This window comes from Microbacterium sp. E-13 (genome assembly GCF_049912955.1).
Taxonomy (GTDB): Bacteria; Actinomycetota; Actinomycetes; order Actinomycetales; family Microbacteriaceae; genus Microbacterium.
Genome location: NZ_CP183973.1, coordinates 1,858,342 through 1,874,688 on the forward strand (window position 1 = coordinate 1,858,342; position 16,347 = coordinate 1,874,688).

Consider the following 16,347-nt stretch of genomic DNA (forward strand, 5'->3'; position numbering starts at 1 on the left):
GTCAGGCGTCGAAGAGCCCGCGGATGTCGTCGGCCGTGAGGGCCTGCCCGAACAGCGCGTCGTCGTCCATCACCGAGCGGAAGAGCCGCGCCTTGCGCTGCTGCAGGGCCATGACCTTCTCCTCGATCGTGCCGTTCGCGATGAGCCGGTACACCATCACGCTGCGATGCTGGCCGATCCGATGCGCACGGTCGACGGCCTGCGCCTCGGCGGCCGGGTTCCACCACGGATCCAGCAGGAACACGTAGTCGGCCTCGGTCAGCGTCAGGCCGAAGCCGCCGGCCTTCAGGCTGATCAGGAACACGGGGGCAGCTCCCCCACGGAACGCCGCGACGGCGTCGTCGCGATCACGCGTCGAGCCGTCGAGGTAGGCATACGGAATGCCCCGCTGTTCGAGCTTGGCGGCCACCAACCCGAGGAACGACGTGAACTGACTGAACACGAGCGCCCGGTGGCCCTCGGCGAGAGCCTCGTCGAGCTGCTCGAAGAGCGCGCTCAGCTTGCTGGGAGCGATCTGCGCGTACGCGGCATCGACCAGTTCGGGCGCGAGGCTCAGCATGCGGAGGAGTGTCAGCGACCGGAACACGATGAATCGATTGCGATCGAGATCCTCGAGGAGACCGAGCACCTTCTGGCGTTCGCGCTGCAGCACCGTGTCGTAGAGGGCGCGGTGGGCCGGACCCAGCTCGATCCGCACCTCCTGCTCCTGCTTCGCCGGCAGGTCGGCGGCCACGAGCTCTTTCGTGCGCCGCAGGACGAGTGGCCGGATCCGCCGGCGAAGGCGTGCCAGTCGGCCGGCGCGATACGCTCCGCCCTCCTGGCTCTCGGGCACCTTCCCCTTCTCGATGGGGAGCACGTACTCCTCGCGGAACCGGCGCGCCGATGCGAACAGCCCGGGCGCGGTCAGCGACAGCAGTGCCCACAGCTCGGTGAGCGTGTTCTCCATCGGCGTGCCCGTGACGGCGAAGACGACGTCTGCCCGGAGATCCCGGGCCGCACGGTAGGCCTTCGTCTGGCTGTTCTTCACGAACTGGGCCTCGTCGAGGATGAGGCCCGCCCAGGCCACCCGGCCGAACTCGGACTCATCGAGCCGCAGGAGCGTGTAGGACGTCACGACGACGTCGGCGGCGGCAGCAGCATCCGTCACCGTCGTCCCGCGCTTGGCGCGCGTCGCGTCGACGACCGCCACCCGGAGACCTGGCGTGAAACGGGCCGCCTCGCTGCGCCAGGTGGACAGGACCGACGTCGGTGCGACCACGAGGAACGGCCGCGTCTCACCGCTCTCGCGGGCGTGCGCCAGCAGCGCGAGGAGCTGAAGCGTCTTGCCGAGGCCCATGTCGTCGGCGAGGATGCCGCCCAGCCGGTGATGCCAGAGGAACGCCAGCCAGTCGTATCCGACGCGCTGGTACGGCCGCAGCTCGGCGTGCAGTCCCTGGGGCAGCGTCGCGGAAGGCACCCCGTCGGCATCGCGCAGGGCCTCCACCGTGGCGCGCCACGAAACCGCCGGCCGGGCCTCGTCGGCCAGGTCTTCGAAGTCCGCCCAGAGCGCGGTCTGGTACCGGCTGATGCGCGGGCCGGTCTCCCATTCGTCGAGTTCGCCGGCCTCGTCGATGAGGTCGCGCAGGCGCTGCAGCGACGGGTGCGACAGCGAGAAGAACGCGCCGTCGCTCAGGAGGATCTTCTTGCGTCCGCGCGACAGCGCTGTGAACAGCGTCCCGAACGGGATGCGACGGCCATCGATCGTCACGACCACGCCGAGGTCGAACCAGTCGGGATCGGCGGACTCGACGGTGGTGATGTCGATGCGGGGGTCGCCGGCGAGCTCGCGATAGGGCGGGCGCTCCCCCGAGATCTCCACCTGCACGTCGGCATCCGCTTCCATCGCCGGCAGGAGCCCGGCGGCGAACTCGGCGGCCTCGATGCCGGTCAGGGTGGCGGCGGGAACGAGATCCCCGGGCGAGTGGTCACCCCAGAGCGCCTCGACCCGGGCGCGGATCCCGGCCTCGCCTGCGGCGTCCCGCGCCGGGTCCGCCGTGGACGCCCACCCGATGAGATCGCCGTCGCCATAGCGCCACGACAGCGTGTACACGAGCCGATGGCCCGGCTCGAAGCGCACCAGCACGACCAGCCGGGGCTGCGGCGGAGACGGGACGTCCAGGCCGGGTGCGTCGACGGCCACCCGCCGCGCGATGCGCGGCAGGTGCTCGTGCACGAACTCCTCCGCCTCCTCGGCCGGGATGGTGACGGCCTCGCGTGCGGCGAGCAGAGCGGGAAGCGGGTCTGCGAGGGCCGTGGGAGCCATGACCAGCGCGATGCGCTCGCGCTGCACCGCGAAGTGGTACACGCCCGTGCGTCCGACGGGGCGCACCTCCGCCGCATCCACGAGGTCTCCGTCGATAGTGACGGCGGGCGCGATGCCGAGCCCACGCCCGGTGCGTCGGGCCTGCAGCGTGACCCTCGCCGTGTCGGCGAGCGTCACGCTCGCCCCTCGCTTCGTCGCAACCAGCGGGATGCCGTGGGACGCGGCCGCGCTCAGGTGCGGCCAGAGCAGGCTGGACTCGATGTCGTCGAGCGTGAGCCACTCCGACACGTCGGAGAACGCGCCGAACGAGCGGACGTCGCGGCCGATGCTGTGCAACTCGGCGAACCAGCGCGCCTGCGCGGGGTCATACGCGGTGGTCGGCCGGCGGAGCGAGTCCCACGAGACGCCGCCTTTGATCCATGCCTCGGAGCGGCCCGAGCGCTCGAGCGGCCTCAGCCCCACCAGGACGTCTGCGCCGTGCTGATGAAGGCCACGCGGTGTCGCCGTCTCGATGCGGGCGGGGGCCCATGCCGATGCACCCCGACGGACCCGCTGCCGCAGTTCGACGCCGAGCGCGAGCGCGGTGCGGCCGCGCTCCGGCGCGACGGCGGGCGCGAGCAGCGACCGCCACGACGACGCCGCGCGGGCGGCGGGTGAGGCCGCCGCCGCCCGATTGCCCGCGAGGAGGGTCGCCACGGTGTGCTTGCAGTCGAACTGCACCGGACAGGTGCACGAGGTCGCGGCGATCGGCCGTTCGCTGCGCTGCGGGTCGAGTCGGATGCGGCACCGGTAGCTCCGGCCGGCGGTGCCGGTCACGACCGACTCCACGACCGAGGAGGCCTCGTCCCACTCGACGCGCTGCACCGCGTCGTCGCCGAAGTATGCCAGCCCGCGCTCGTAGGTGCCGGCGTCGACGTAGCGGCGGATGTGCGCGGGATCGACGAACGGCGGGGATCCGGCGGACGTGGTCACGGCATCCATCCTGCAAGGCCCCGCCGACACCCGGCCCGGCGTCGGGTCGTCAGCTCGCGCGGGCGATGCGGGCGAGCACGCCGTGCACGAAGGGCCCCGACTCGTCGGTGGAGAACTCCTTCGCGAGTTCGACCGCCTCGTCGATTGCGACCGCGGTGGGAACGCCGTCGTTGTAGAGGATCTCCCACACTCCGATGCGCAGCACGGCGCGGTCGACCGCCGGCATGCGCGCCAGGGTCCAGTCCTTGGCGAAGGTGGTGATCTGCTCGTCGATCGCGTCCTGGTTATCGATCACGCCGTCGACGATCTCGCGGGCGTAGAGCCAGGAGGCCTGGCGTGCGGGCTCGTTGGCCGCGCGCTTCGCCTCCGCCGCGAGGACGGTGGCGGGCTCGTCGCCGCGGACGTCGGCCTGGAACAGGATGTCGAGGGCGCGTTTGCGCGCCTTCGTACGGGCGCTCATCTGTCGGCTGCCCCGGGCGTCAGTTGACGCGGCCGAGGTAGTCGCCCGTGCGGGTGTCGACCTTGACCTTCGTGCCGGTCTCGACGAACAGCGGCACCTGGATCTCGTAGCCGGTCTCGACGGTGGCGGCCTTGGTGCCGGCGGACGAGCGGTCGCCCTGCAGGCCCGGCTCGGTGTAGGTGATCTCGAGGACGACGGATGCGGGCAGCTCGACGTACAGCGGGTTGCCGTTGTTCAGGGCGATCTGCACCTGCTGGTTCTCGAGCAGGAAGTGCGCGGCGTCGCCGACGGTCGCGGCGCCGACGTTGATCTGGTCGTAGTCCTCGACGTCCATGAAGACGAAGTTGTCGCCGTCGTTGTACAGGTAGGTGAAGTCCCGTCGGTCGACGTTCTCGATGTCGACCTTCGCGCCGGCGTTGTACGTGCGGTCGACGACCTTGCCCGAGACGACGTTCTTCAGCTTCGTGCGGACGAACGCGCCGCCCTTGCCCGGCTTGACGTGCTGGAACTCGATGACGTTCCAGAGCTGACCGTCGATGCTGAGGACGACGCCGTTCTTGATGTCTGCGGTCGATGCCATGAGGGTGGTGGTCCGTTTCCTTGAAGTGTGAGGAGGCGGTCGCCGGCCCTGGGAAGCCCGGGCGGCGGACGCGCCGACGTTCGATTCTACGGGATGCCTGGTCTCCGGCGGATTCGTCAGCCCTCGGCCTGCCCCGTGAGAACGTCGATCAGCCGCTCGACCGCGGTCCCGTACCCGGCGACGCCCTCGCCGATCACATGCACGATCGCCACGTCGGCGACGTAGGAGAAGCGGCGGAACTCCTCGCGCGCCGTGACGTCGGAGATGTGGACCTCTGCCACGGGGAGCGCGACCCCGGACAGCGCGTCACGCAGCACGACGGACGTGTGGGTGAGGCCGCCCGGGTTGATCACGATGCCGGCGCAGTCCTCGCGCGCGGCGTGGATCGCGTCGAGCAGCACGCCTTCGTGGTTGCTCTGCACCGCCCGCACCTCGAAGCCGCGCCGGGCCGCGGCATCCGTCGTCAGCCGTTCGACGTCGGCCAGCGTCGCGCTGCCGTAGACGCCGGGCTCCCGCGTGCCCAGGAGGTTCATGTTGGGCCCGTTCACGAGGAGGAGGCGGCGAGGAATGGTCATCGTCGTACGCTATCAGCGCGTGCGGCGCCGGCTCGTTGTGCCGAGTGCCGGACCGGCGCGTTGCCGGCGCCGTACCCGCCGTACCCTCCCCGGCGCTCGACGAACTCGCAGAACAGATTCCCCACTGTCGCGGTGTAGAAGTGGAGATACTCGCCGTCGCCGTCGCCGTCGCGGTCGAACACGAGGTCCAGCTCGCTCAGCGTCGCGACGAAGTCGTCGTCGAGGTCGAATCGTGCGGCGAGGTCGTCGTAGTAGTTCTGCGGGATGGGCAGCCGCTCGAGGCCTCGGGTCCGCGCTGATCGGGCGAGGGCCACGATGTCGTCGCACGTGAACGCGACATGCTGCGGCATCGCCGCGCGGTGGCCCGACAGGATCGGCGGCGAGACATTGAGGGGGATGCGGACGGCGCCGTCGGCTGACTGCATGACGCGGCTCTGCACCAGACCCTGCGGGCTCGCCACCTCGGTCGAGCTCGCCGCCGAGAGCTCCAGCACCGACGAGAAGAAGAGGATGGCCTCGTCGACGACCTGCCAGGGCTGGCCGAGGCTCACGTGGTCGACGGCCACCACGGGACTCTCATGGGGCGGCGTGGCGCCGTGCTCGAACTCCGCCGTCCACGCGGGCTCGGCTCCCGGGCCGTGGGAGCTCCAGAAGATCTCGGTGCCGTCCGGGGCGACGGCGCCGTCGAGCAGCTGCTCCCCCGCGTAGGTGCGGCGGTAGGCGGACGGAGTGCCCAGCTCCGCCGCCCGCTCGCTGAGCGCCGCGGCATCCCGCACCGAGAATCCGATCGCCGCGATGTGCGGCACTTGATCGCGGGCGTGCTGCTCGTTGAGCACGACGCGCGCGTCTCCGGCGCTCCACAGAGTGACGGGCTTCGTGCGATGCTTCCCGCGCGGAGTGAACCCGACCGCGCTGAGAAGCGCCTCGATTCTCGAGGTGTCCTCGGCCTTGATCTCGACGAAGTCGAAGCCGGACGGTGCGCCGCTGTTCGGAAGGGAGGCGTAGCCGGCCGGTGCGTCGGGTCCCGGACTCCGGGTGACGGCGTCCTCGAGCCAGCGCAGGGAGCGGCGCGCGTGCACCGCGGTCCCTTGCACATCGATCTGCCGGAAGGTGTCGTTGAAGACCTCGAGCGAGACCGGACCGTCGTAACCGGTGCGCAGCACATGGGTGAGGAAGCCGCTCAGATCGAAGCTCCCCTCGCCGGGGAAGAGGCGGTGGTGCCGGCTCCAGGAGAGGACATCCATCGACAGCGCCGGAGCGTCGGCGAGCTGCAGGAAGAAGATCCGGTCGCCCGGGATCCCCTCGATCGCGCGGGGGTCATGACCGCGGGAGAGGATGTGGAACGAGTCGAGGCAGACCCCGACCGCCGGGTGATCTGCGAGCTGGGTGACCCGCCAAGCGCGGCGGTAGTCGTCGATGTATTTGCCCCACGCGAGCGCTTCGAACGCGATCCGGATGCCGTAGTCCTGGGCGAGGCCACCCAGCCGGCGAAGCTGCGACGCGGACACCTCGTCGTCGTCGATCGTCGCTGTCGTGACGTTGCTGCAGCAGAGGACGGTGTCGATGCCGAGTCGGCGCATGAGGTGGAACTTCGCCTCGGCACGTCGCAGCACATCGCGGAACGCCGCCTCGTCGACCCCCTCGACGTCGCGCATCGGCTGGTAGAGGTCGAGCGTCAGTCCGAGCCGCTCAGCGAGCGAGCGGATCTCCTCGGGGCTCTCCGGCGCGGAGATGAGGTCGGGCTCGAAGATCTCGACGCCGTCGAAGCCGGCGTCGGCCGCCGCGCGGAGCTTCTCGACCAGGCTCCCGCTCATGCACACCGTCGCGATGGAGGTCTTCATGGCGTCACAATGTACCAGTTGGTACATTGTGACGCACCCCCTCGCCGATGAGCAGTGCGCGCGGCGACGACTATCCTGACGATCGTGCCCCCTGCATCGCGTGACGCCGAGCGGACGCGAGCCGAGCTTCTCGCGGTCGCGACCGAGGTCTTCGCCGAAGAGGGTTACTCCGGCGCCAGGGTCGACGTCATCGCCGAGCGCACGAGCACGACGAAGCGGATGATCTACTACTACTTCGGCGGCAAGGAGCAGCTCTATCTGGCGGTGCTCGAAGACGCGTACCGGGGAATCCGCGAGGCCGAACGCGCGATCGACGTCGATCACACCGATCCTGTCGCCGCGATCCGCCAGCTCGCCGAGCTCACCTTCGACCACCATGTGACGCACGACGCCTTCATCCGCCTGGTCGCCATCGAGAACATCCATCGGGGTGAGTTCATCCGGCGCATCGACTCGCTCCGCGCCCTCGCCCAGCCGGCGAAGACCCTGCTCGACGAGATTCTGGAGCGCGGCCGGGACGAGGGTGTCTTCCGCAGGGATGTCGAGGCGATCGACGTGCACCTCGTCATCAGTGCGTACTGCGTGTTCCAGATCGCCAATCAGTACACCTTCGGGTACCTGTTCGATGTGTCGTTCACCGATCCCGAGCGTCGCCGGCACTTGCGCGCCGTCATCGGCGACGTCGTCGTCGGCTGGCTCACCCACCGCACCGCGTAGTCGCCCGCATCCCGCCTGCCGCTGGCGAGCTGATCGCCGCCCGGGGTCGGAGTCGAGAGTGCCATTGTCTTGACAGGCGTCCTCGCGCGTGGTTCCCTCTGTACGTACCAGTTAGTACATTACGGCCCGACCGTACGAAGGAGTGCCATGGCCCAGACACCGCCCTACCTGGTCGGGCTCGTCGGAACGGGCGTCACGCCGTCCCTCACCCCCGCCCTTCACATGGCCGAGGCACGCGCGCTCGGCCTGGATTACGTCTACCGCACCATCGACCTGACGTCGCTCTCCCTGGCGCCCGACCAACTGCCCGACATCCTGACGTGGGCCCGCCGACTCGGGTTCGATGCACTCAACATCACCCACCCGTGCAAGCGCCTCGTCGTCGAATACCTCGACCGGATCGATCCGCTGGCCGAAGCTCTCGGCTCCGTCAACACCGTTCTCTTCACCGACAGCGGGCTGGTCGGGTACAACACGGACACGACGGGATTCGAGACGGCGTTCCGCACCGGGCTTCCGGGCGCGTCGGTGGAGCATGTGACCATGCTCGGTGCCGGCGGCGCCGGCTCGGCCGTTGCCGACGCCCTGCTTCGCGTCGGCAGCCGCCGCCTCACGATCGTCGACCTCGACGGCGCGCGCGCCGAGGAACTCGCGGCCGACCTCTCCCGCCGCCACGGCGTCGAAGTGGGGCACGCCACGACGGAGGCGCTGCCGCGGCTTCTGGCAGAGTCGTCCGGTCTCGTGCACTGCACGCCGACCGGTATGAAGGAGCACCCCGGCACGCCCTTCTCCCCCGACCTGCTGCGACCTGACCTGTGGGTCGCCGACATCGTCTACCGCCCCCTTGACACGGCGCTGCTGCGGGCAGCGGGCGAGGTGGGCTGCGCCACGCTCGACGGCGGACGGATGGCGGTCCACCAGGCCGCCGACGCCTTTCGTCTCATCACGGGCCAACAGCCCGACCCCGACCGCATCATCCGCCATTTCCACGACCTCGTTGCGCCGAACCGCGTGCCGGCGTGACACTCACAAGAGAAGGACAACCGATGACCACCACCGCAACGACGCGGAAGACTCCCGTGAAGGCCGCTGTCGCGAGCTTCATGGGCAGCGCCGTCGAGTACTACGACTTCTTCCTGTTCGGCTCAGCCGCCGCGCTCATCTTCCCCACCGTCTTCTTCCCGTCCGACAACCAGGCCGCACTGGTCATGTCGTTCGCGACGTTCGGCTTCGCATACATCGCCCGGCCGGTCGGAGCCGTCATCCTGGGCCACTTCGGCGACCGCATCGGCCGCCAGAAGGTGCTCATGTTCACGCTGCTCCTCATGGGCATCTCGACGTTCACGATCGGCTGCCTTCCGGGCTACGAACAGATCGGCTGGGCTGCTCCGGCGCTGCTGGTGCTGTGCCGCCTCATGCAGGGGCTCTCCGCCGCGGGCGAGCAGGCGGGCGCATCGTCGCTCACTCTCGAACATGCGCCGGACGACCGCCGGTCGTTCTTCACCTCCTGGACGCTCACCGGCACCCAGGGCGGCCAGATCCTCGCCGCGCTCATCTTCATCCCGGTCGTGGCACTCCCCGACGAGATCAAGTACACGTGGGGCTGGCGCGTGCCGTTCTGGCTGAGCGCGATCGTGGTGCTCGTCGCCTTCTTCATCCGGAGGACGCTGCGTGAGACGCCCGAGTTCGAGCAGGCGAAGGCGGACGGACGCATCGCGCGGATGCCGCTCCTCCCGCTCCTGCGGGACCACTGGCGCGACGTTCTGCGCGTCATCTGCTGCGCCTTCATCGCGGCGGTCTCGACGGTGTTCGGCAACCTCGCCATCGCCTACGGCGTGGAGGTCGGGCTCAACGCCGCGATCACGCTGTGGCTCGTCGTCGTCGCCAACTTCGTCGCGCTCGGAACGCAGCCGCTGTTCGGAGCGCTCGCCGACCGCATCGGCCGCAAGCCGGTGTTCATCTATGGTGCGTTGTCGTCGGCCGTCCTCATGCCGTTCTACATGCTGTCGATGGGCGCAGGAAACGAGTTCGTGACGTTCCTGCTCGCGGTGCTGACGTTCTCGTTCGGCTACGCCGCAGCCAACGCCGTGTGGCCCTCGTTCTACGGCGAGATGTTCAGCACCCGAGTGCGGTTCTCAGGCGTGGCGATCGGCACCCAGTTGGGGTTCCTGATGGCAGGTTTCGCGCCGTCCATCGTCACGGCACTGGGCGGCGTGCAGCAGGGCGGCTGGGTCGTCATCAGCGTCTTCACGGCGGTCATCTCGCTCATCGCGACGGTGAGCGCCCTGACGGCGCGCGAGTCGAAGGGCATCCCGACAGCGGAGCTGGGCGTGCAGTCCGAGAAGCACGAGAAGCTCGCAGCCGTCGTCTGACGGCCGGCCTCATCGAGGCCTCGTCCCGCGCCGGGGCGAGGCCTCGTGGGCTGTCAGGGCAGCTGCCGCGCCATGACCAGCTCGGGGCCGATCACGCTCGTGAAGGTCTCACCGGTGAGGACGAACCCGGCGCGCCGGTAGGCGGCCTGGGCACGGTGATTGTCGCGGTGGACGTCGAGACTGAGCCGGCGGAGGCCGAGACCCGCCGCCCACTCGGCCGCTGCGGCGAGCAGCAGGTCGACGGCGCCCGAGCCGCGATGGTCGGGGTTCACGTACACGCCGACGACGTCGGCGCGGCGGTCGTCGACGAATCGGCCGAGGTGGTCCTTCTGCCCCGTTGCCCGGATCAGCACCGACAGGCCGCCGACCCAGAGGTCGTCGACCTCTGCCACGAACTGCGCGGTGGTCTCGCTGCCGGCGGCCAGCTCCGCGCGATCGCGCCAGAACTGCTCCGGTCGTGCTTCGACCTGCTGGGGCGTCTCGAGGAACGCCATCGCGGCGTCGGGATCGCCCGTCGCCTGCAGGCGCAGCGCGCGCACCGCCTCCCACTCGTCGGCGCGGACGCGCCGAACGGCGGGCGAGGTCACCCCGCTACCTCCTGGTAGGCCGCGAAGAGCAGCGACTCGTCGGGCGCCTGCAGCACGGTCGGCTTCGCGATGTCGTCGAGCACGATGAAGCGGAGCATGCCGCCTCGGCTCTTCTTGTCGCGCTGGATCGTCGACAGCAGCTGCGGCCACGCGCCCGGGCGGTAGCTGGTCGGCAGCCCGAGCGACTCGAGGATGTCTCGGTGGCGCTGGGCCGCGGCATCCGGGAGCCGGCCCGCGAGGCGCGACAGCTCCGCGGCGAAGACCATGCCCACGGAGATCGCCGCGCCGTGGCGCCAGCGGTAGCGCTCGGCGTGCTCGATCGCGTGGCCGAGGGTGTGGCCGTAGTTCAGGATCTCGCGGAGGCCGGCCTCGCGGAGATCCTCTCCGACGACGCGCGCCTTCATGTCGATGGCGAGCTCGATGGTGCGGCGGAAGGCGGCGCTGCGAGGATCCACCGCGTTCTCGGGATCGGCCTCGATCAGGTCGAGGATCTCGGGCGCCCAGATGAACCCGGCCTTCACGACTTCGGCGTAACCGGCGACGCGCTCGTTGCGCGACAGGGTGTCGAGGAGGTCGAGATCGCAGATGACGGCTCGCGGCGCCCAGAAGGCGCCGACGAGGTTCTTGCCCTCGGCGGTGTTCACGCCGGTCTTTCCGCCGACGGCGGCATCGACCATGCCGAGCACCGTGGTCGGCACCTGCACGACCTCGACACCGCGCAGCCACGTGGCCGCGACGAATCCGGCGAGGTCCGTCACCGCTCCCCCGCCGAAGCCGACGACGGCGTCGGTGCGCGTGAAGTCGGCCTTGCCCATGACCTGCCAGCAGAAGGCGGCGACCTCGATGCGCTTACCGGCCTCGGCATCGGGGATCTCGGCGAGGAGCACCTCCCGATCGGCCGTCAGCTGCGCGCGCAGGCGCTCCGCCTGCTCGCTCAGCGTGGGCGGGTGGATCACGAGCACCTTGCGCGCGGCGGGCGGGAGCGCCTCGGCGAGGGACGGCAGGATGCCGTGCCCCACGCTGATGCCGTAGCTCGCGTCTCCGCTCACGGTGATGGTCGTGGCATCCGTCATGCCGTCTGCTCCTTCTGATGTTCGCCGGTCGTGTCCGGCGACTCGCCGCCGCCCCGGACCCACGCCACGAGCGCGTCCACGACGTCCTGCAGCGGACCGGTCGAGGTGTCGAGGGTGATGTCGGCGAGTTCTTCGTAGACCGGCCGACGCTCCTCGAAGATCGTCGTCCACCGCTCGATCGCGTCGGTGCCGCCTTGCAGCAGCGGCCGGTTCGAGTCGCGGATGCGGCCGGCCACGACCCGCGGCGAGACGGTGAAGAGCACGACGCGATGGCGTGCGAGGTCCGCGCGCGTCTCGGGATCGAGAACCGCGCCGCCCCCGAGCGACACGATGCCGCCGCTGGCAAGCCCTTCGATGACGGCTTCGCGCTCCACGGCGCGGAAATGCGCCTCGCCGTGTTCCACGAAGAGCCGGTCGATCGGTCCGTGGTCGCGCACCACCGCGGCGTCCGTGTCGAAGAACGGGAGACCGAGGGCGCGCGCCGCCTTCTTGCCGATGCTCGTCTTACCGGCCCCCATCGGGCCGATCAGCACGACGGCGTCAGAGCGCGAGGTCATGGTCGGCGAGGCCGGCGTCGCTGTCCGACGCGCTGCGCAGCGCGTCGGGGATCGCCGCAAGATACCCTTCGAGGTTGCGGCGCGTCTCGGTGACGCTGTCGCCGCCGAACTTCTCGAGGATCACGTCGGCGAGCACGACGGCGACCATCGCCTCGGCGACCACACCCGCCGCCGGCACGGCGCACACGTCGGACCGCTGGTGATGGGCCGACGCCGCGTCGCCCGTGGTGACGTCCACGGTGCGCAGCGCGCGCGGCACCGTGGCGATGGGCTTCATCCCGGCGCGTACCCGCAGGACGGTGCCGGTGGACATGCCGCCCTCGGTGCCGCCGGCCTTGTCGCTCGAGCGCGTGATGCCGTCGCCCGCGGCGAACAACTCGTCGTGGGCGGCCGAGCCGCGACGGCGGGTCGTCTCGAAGCCGTCGCCGACCTCGACGCCCTTGATGGCCTGGATGCTCATGAGCGCCTGCGCCAGCTTGGCGTCGAGACGCCGGTCCCAGTGCACGTGCGAGCCGAGTCCCGGCGGCAGGCCGTAGGCGAGCACCTCGACGATGCCGCCGAGCGTGTCGCCCTCCTTGCGCGCGTCGTCGACCTCCGCCACCATCGCCGCGCTCGTGGCAGGGTCGAAGCAGCGCAGGGGGTCGGCGTCGAGCGCGTCGACGTCGTCGGGCGTGGGCAGAGCGGCCCCCTCGGGCACCCGCACGGGGCCGATCGAGAGCGTGTGGCTGACGAGACGGATGCCGAGCTCGGCCAGGAACGCGCGTGCGAGTGCGCCGAGCGCGACGCGCGCGGCCGTCTCGCGGGCGCTCGCGCGCTCGAGGATCGGTCGCGCCTCGTCGAACCCGTACTTCTGCATGCCCACGAGGTCGGCGTGACCCGGGCGCGGACGAGTGAGAGCCGCACCGCGGCCGCGTGACTTCTCGGTGAGCTCGACCGGCTCGGGGCTCATCACCTCGACCCACTTGGGCCACTCGGTGTTGCCGATGCGGAGGGCTACGGGGCTGCCGAGACTCGTGCCGTGGACGACGCCCGACGAGATCGTCAGCTCGTCCTCTTCGAACTTCATCCGCGACCCGCGGCCGTAGCCCAGCTTGCGGCGCGCGAGATCCGCCTGGATCGCGGCGCGGGAGATGGGGACGCCCGCAGGCAGACCCTCCATGACGGCGACGAGTTCGGGACCGTGCGATTCGCCGGCCGTGAGCACGCGGAGCATTGCTCCAGTCTCCCACGGCCCGGGGCGCCGTTACGCCGCCGCGGGCTCCTCGAGCGCCCGGCGCATCGCGTCCAGCGCGTCGTCCTCGCCCACGAGCGGCGTGTTCGGGTCACCGTGGCGGAAGATCCGGATCTGCAGCAGGGCCTGGTGCAGCAGCATCCCGAGCCCCGACCGTGCCGGGCTGCCCGCGCGCTCCCACGCGGCCGACAGCGGAGTCGGCCAGTGCCCGTAGACGACGTCGAGCAGGGGGCCGCCCGACCGGGCGAGAGCGTCGGCGGAGGCATCCGGAATCGGCGCGTCGCCCGGCAGGGTCGCGATCGTGAGTGCCACTTCGGGATGGACGGATGCCGCGAACGACGCGGTCGAGACCGCCACCCCGAGTCGACTGCCCAGGCCGGCGAGCGGCTCGACGGCCTCGGGGCGCCGTGCCACCACCTCCACTTCCTGCGCACCGAGCTCGGCCAGCGCCACCAGCGCGGAGGTGGCGGTGGCGCCCGCGCCGACGATGCGCGCCCGAGGAATGTGCGTGACGCCGTCGTCGGCGAGAGCACGCACGATCCCGCCGACGTCGGTGTTGAAGCCGCGAGGGCCGTCGGAATCGAGCAGCAGGGTGTTCACCGCGCCCGTGAGCTGGGCGCGCCGGTCGAGGCTTGCCGCCGCGGCGAAGGCCACGCCCTTGAGCGGCATCGTGAGGGAAAGCCCGCGATAGCCGTCGTCGAGCGCCGCGAGCTCGCCGGCGAAGGAGGTCTCGCTCACCCGGCGTCGACCGTACGTCCACTCCAGGTCCAGCAGGCGGTAGGCCGCCGCGTGCAGCTGCGGCGAGCGGCTGTGGGCGATGGGGTCGCCCCACACCTCCAGCCGCGACGCGTTCGGGCTCAGCACCCCGAGTCCGGGTTGTCGCGGCACCACCGCTGCCACTGGTCGACGTACTTCAGGTGCTCGGCATAGGTCGAGCTGAAGATGGTCTCGCCGGTGTTCAGGTCGACGGTCACGAAGTAGAGCCAGGGTCCGTCCGCGGGGTGCATCGCGGCGTCGATGGCGACGTCTCCGGGGTTGGAGATCGGTCCGACCGGCAGCCCGGTGTGGACGTAGGTGTTCCACGGGTTCGGGTCGTTGAGCGCCTCCTCCGAGGAGCTCACCGTGCCGTCGTGCATCTCGCCGTAGCCGTACTGCGCGGTCGAGTCCATCTGCAGCTTGCCGAACGTCTCCTGGTTGCCCGGGTCCAGCCGGTTCTGGATGACGCGCGACACCTTCTGCATGTCGGCCTCGTAGCGGGCCTCGCGCTGGATGATGGACGCGAGCGTGAGAATCTCCTGGCGCTTGTCCTCCGGCACGCCGGCGGCGTCGAGCGACTCCTTCGTGCGGTCGACGAGCGTCTTGATGGCCGACTGCGCCGTGACGTTCGGGTCGAAGGTGTAGGTCGCGGGGAACAGCCACCCTTCGAGCGGCTGCCCACCTGCCGCGACGACCGCCGGGTCGGGCGTCACGCCGTAGACCGACGGGTCGGCCGCGGCGGCCGTGAGCTGATCGAGCGGGATGCCCGTGCCCTCCGACAGGCGCTCGAGCGTGCCGTCCACGGTGAAGCCCTCGGGGATCTGCGCCGTGAACTCCTGCTTGTTGGCGGGGTTCAGGAGGGCTGCGAGCGCCGCCTCGCTCGTCATCTTCTTCTGGAGCTTGAAGACGCCGGGCTGGAAGTTGGGATTCTGGCCGGTCTTGATCAGGTAGTCGTAGAAGGCGTCCGCCGTCTTGGTCACCCCGGCGTCGTACAGCGACTGAGAGATCGGCGACCCGGTGTCGCCCTGGGCGACCGTGACGAAGACTTCGCCGGTGGCGAGTCCTGCCGCGAAGTCCTTCGGCTCCTGCCACCCCATGACCTCGCGGATCTGCTCTTCGTAGGTGGTCCAGACCCACAGGCCTCCGGCTGCCAGGCCGCCGAGGATCACGAGCACGACACCGAGGGCGATCCAGCCGCCGATGCGCCGGCGCTTCTTGTTCGTGGGGGGCGGCACGTGTCCGATGTCCTCCGTCGAGCTCGAACCACGGAACAAGTCCTCGAGCGTGCCCGCGGAGAGGGGTGGGACGTCGGTCGGCTCGTGGGGAGGCGCGGCGGTGCGGCCGATGGCCGATGCGGGGGCAGCGGCCGAGGTGGCGGCGCTGCGGCTATACGGGATGGCCGGCCCGGCTCCGGCAGCTGCGAAGATCCAGGCGTCGTCGTCCGACGAATCGGCCTCGACGGGCTGCGCCGGTCGCGGGCTGCGCAGCGGCACCGGCTGGAAGCCGTTTCGGGGCTGCTCGTCCGCCGTTGCCGGGGAGGCGCCGGCGTCGTTCACGACGGGCGTGGAGCCGGTGATGAGCGATTCCCAGGTCAGCGTGGCATCCGCCGTCGGCTGGTCGGCCTGCGGCCGTTGCGGGGTCGTGGGAGCAGATTCCCGGGCGGTCGGGGTCTCCCCCGTGGCCGCCAGGCGGGCCGCCGCTTCGCGGGCCGCGCGACGCGACTGGGGCACTGCTTCGCCGTGAGGCGATGAGTCGGGCATCAGGCGGGCTCCTGGGAGACGGGGGTTCCGGGAGGTCGTCCGGTGCTCTTCTCGACGTCGAGCGCTTGCTGGAGCAGGACGACCGCGGCGACCTGGTCAACGATGCTACGCGACGATCGCTGGGATCTGCCCGAACTTCGCAGCGCCGCATGCGCGGAGACTGTGGACAGGCGCTCGTCGACGAGCCGGACGGGAAGGCGGGATGCCGCCGCCAGCGCGGCGGCGAAGTCCCGCGCGTCGCGCGTCGACGGCGTGTCGTCGCCGCGCAGGTTCATCGGCAGGCCGACGAGCAGCTCGAAGGCCGAGTGCTCTTCCGCCAGCGCCGCGATGCGCGCGACAGAGGCGTCATCGCGGGGCACCGTCTCGACCGGCGTGGCGAGCAGGCCGTCAGGATCGCACTTCGCCACGCCGACCCGCGCCTTGCCCACGTCGATGCCGAGGCGCGCGCCCCGCCGGAATCCGCTCATGCGTCCTGTCCGCTCATGCACGCTGTCCGCTCATGCGTCCTGTCCGCTCATGCACGCTGTCCGCTCATGCACGCTGTCCGCTCATGCACGCTGTCCG

At 70.6% G+C, this 16,347-nt stretch carries 15 protein-coding genes; 3 read left to right on the plus strand and 12 right to left on the minus strand.

The window, feature by feature from the left end; genetic code table 11:
- Position 1 precedes the first annotated feature (1 nt).
- The 5 genes from ACN9MP_RS08420 to ACN9MP_RS08440 form a co-directional block, all read right to left on the minus strand.
- Positions 2-3,274 carry an SNF2-related protein gene (locus tag ACN9MP_RS08420; protein WP_426325589.1) on the minus strand — a complete coding sequence of 1,091 codons (3,273 nt, stop codon included), beginning with the start codon at positions 3,272-3,274 and terminating at the stop codon, positions 2-4.
- A gap of 49 nt (positions 3,275-3,323) precedes the next feature.
- A complete protein-coding gene (nusB, locus tag ACN9MP_RS08425) occupies positions 3,324-3,734 on the minus strand; it encodes a transcription antitermination factor NusB (RefSeq protein ID WP_426325591.1) in 411 nt (136 codons plus the stop codon).
- Between the two features lie 19 nt (positions 3,735-3,753).
- Positions 3,754-4,314, minus strand: coding sequence for an elongation factor P (gene efp, locus ACN9MP_RS08430; protein WP_426325593.1), 561 nt, complete (start codon positions 4,312-4,314; stop codon positions 3,754-3,756).
- A gap of 116 nt (positions 4,315-4,430) precedes the next feature.
- Positions 4,431-4,889 (minus strand): type II 3-dehydroquinate dehydratase, encoded by a 459-nt coding sequence (locus ACN9MP_RS08435; RefSeq protein WP_426325595.1) that lies wholly within the window; start codon positions 4,887-4,889, stop codon positions 4,431-4,433.
- Positions 4,886-6,730 carry a bifunctional sugar phosphate isomerase/epimerase/4-hydroxyphenylpyruvate dioxygenase family protein gene (locus tag ACN9MP_RS08440; RefSeq protein WP_426325597.1) on the minus strand — a complete coding sequence of 615 codons (1,845 nt, stop codon included), beginning with the start codon at positions 6,728-6,730 and terminating at the stop codon, positions 4,886-4,888. Before ACN9MP_RS08440 ends, ACN9MP_RS08435 begins: the two co-directional genes overlap by 4 nt.
- 84 nt (positions 6,731-6,814) lie before the next feature.
- On the opposite strand from ACN9MP_RS08440, the gene ACN9MP_RS08445 reads away from it, so the two are divergent.
- The 3 genes from ACN9MP_RS08445 (at position 6,815) to ACN9MP_RS08455 (ending at position 9,819) form a co-directional block, all read left to right on the plus strand.
- Positions 6,815-7,447, plus strand: a complete 633-nt coding sequence (locus ACN9MP_RS08445; RefSeq protein WP_426325599.1) for a TetR/AcrR family transcriptional regulator — start codon at positions 6,815-6,817, stop codon at positions 7,445-7,447.
- 147 nt (positions 7,448-7,594) lie between these two features.
- Positions 7,595-8,470 (plus strand): shikimate dehydrogenase, encoded by an 876-nt coding sequence (locus ACN9MP_RS08450; protein ID WP_426325601.1) that lies wholly within the window; start codon positions 7,595-7,597, stop codon positions 8,468-8,470.
- Between the two features lie 23 nt (positions 8,471-8,493).
- Positions 8,494-9,819: an MFS transporter gene (locus ACN9MP_RS08455; protein WP_426325603.1), complete on the plus strand. Its 1,326-nt coding sequence runs from the start codon at positions 8,494-8,496 to the stop codon at positions 9,817-9,819.
- Between the two features lie 53 nt (positions 9,820-9,872).
- Here the strand turns inward: ACN9MP_RS08455 and ACN9MP_RS08460 are convergent, their stop codons facing one another.
- From ACN9MP_RS08460 to ruvX, 7 genes are read right to left on the minus strand one after another with little or no spacing between them, the layout of a single operon-like run.
- A complete protein-coding gene (locus tag ACN9MP_RS08460; RefSeq protein ID WP_426325604.1) occupies positions 9,873-10,406 on the minus strand; it encodes a GNAT family N-acetyltransferase in 534 nt (177 codons plus the stop codon).
- Positions 10,403-11,479 carry a 3-dehydroquinate synthase gene (gene aroB, locus ACN9MP_RS08465; protein ID WP_426325606.1) on the minus strand — a complete coding sequence of 359 codons (1,077 nt, stop codon included), beginning with the start codon at positions 11,477-11,479 and terminating at the stop codon, positions 10,403-10,405. The genes ACN9MP_RS08460 and aroB overlap by 4 nt, the downstream gene beginning before the upstream one ends.
- Positions 11,476-12,036: a shikimate kinase gene (locus ACN9MP_RS08470; protein WP_426325608.1), complete on the minus strand. Its 561-nt coding sequence runs from the start codon at positions 12,034-12,036 to the stop codon at positions 11,476-11,478. Before ACN9MP_RS08470 ends, aroB begins: the two co-directional genes overlap by 4 nt.
- A complete protein-coding gene (aroC, locus tag ACN9MP_RS08475; protein ID WP_426325610.1) occupies positions 12,020-13,249 on the minus strand; it encodes a chorismate synthase in 1,230 nt (409 codons plus the stop codon). Before aroC ends, ACN9MP_RS08470 begins: the two co-directional genes overlap by 17 nt.
- 30 nt (positions 13,250-13,279) lie before the next feature.
- Positions 13,280-14,158, minus strand: coding sequence for a shikimate dehydrogenase (locus ACN9MP_RS08480; protein ID WP_426325612.1), 879 nt, complete (start codon positions 14,156-14,158; stop codon positions 13,280-13,282).
- Positions 14,125-15,783 carry an endolytic transglycosylase MltG gene (gene mltG, locus ACN9MP_RS08485; protein ID WP_426325614.1) on the minus strand — a complete coding sequence of 553 codons (1,659 nt, stop codon included), beginning with the start codon at positions 15,781-15,783 and terminating at the stop codon, positions 14,125-14,127. The genes ACN9MP_RS08480 and mltG overlap by 34 nt, the downstream gene beginning before the upstream one ends.
- Positions 15,783-16,250, minus strand: a complete 468-nt coding sequence (gene ruvX, locus ACN9MP_RS08490; protein WP_426325616.1) for a Holliday junction resolvase RuvX — start codon at positions 16,248-16,250, stop codon at positions 15,783-15,785. The genes mltG and ruvX overlap by 1 nt, the downstream gene beginning before the upstream one ends.
- Between the last annotated feature and the right edge of the window lie 97 nt (positions 16,251-16,347).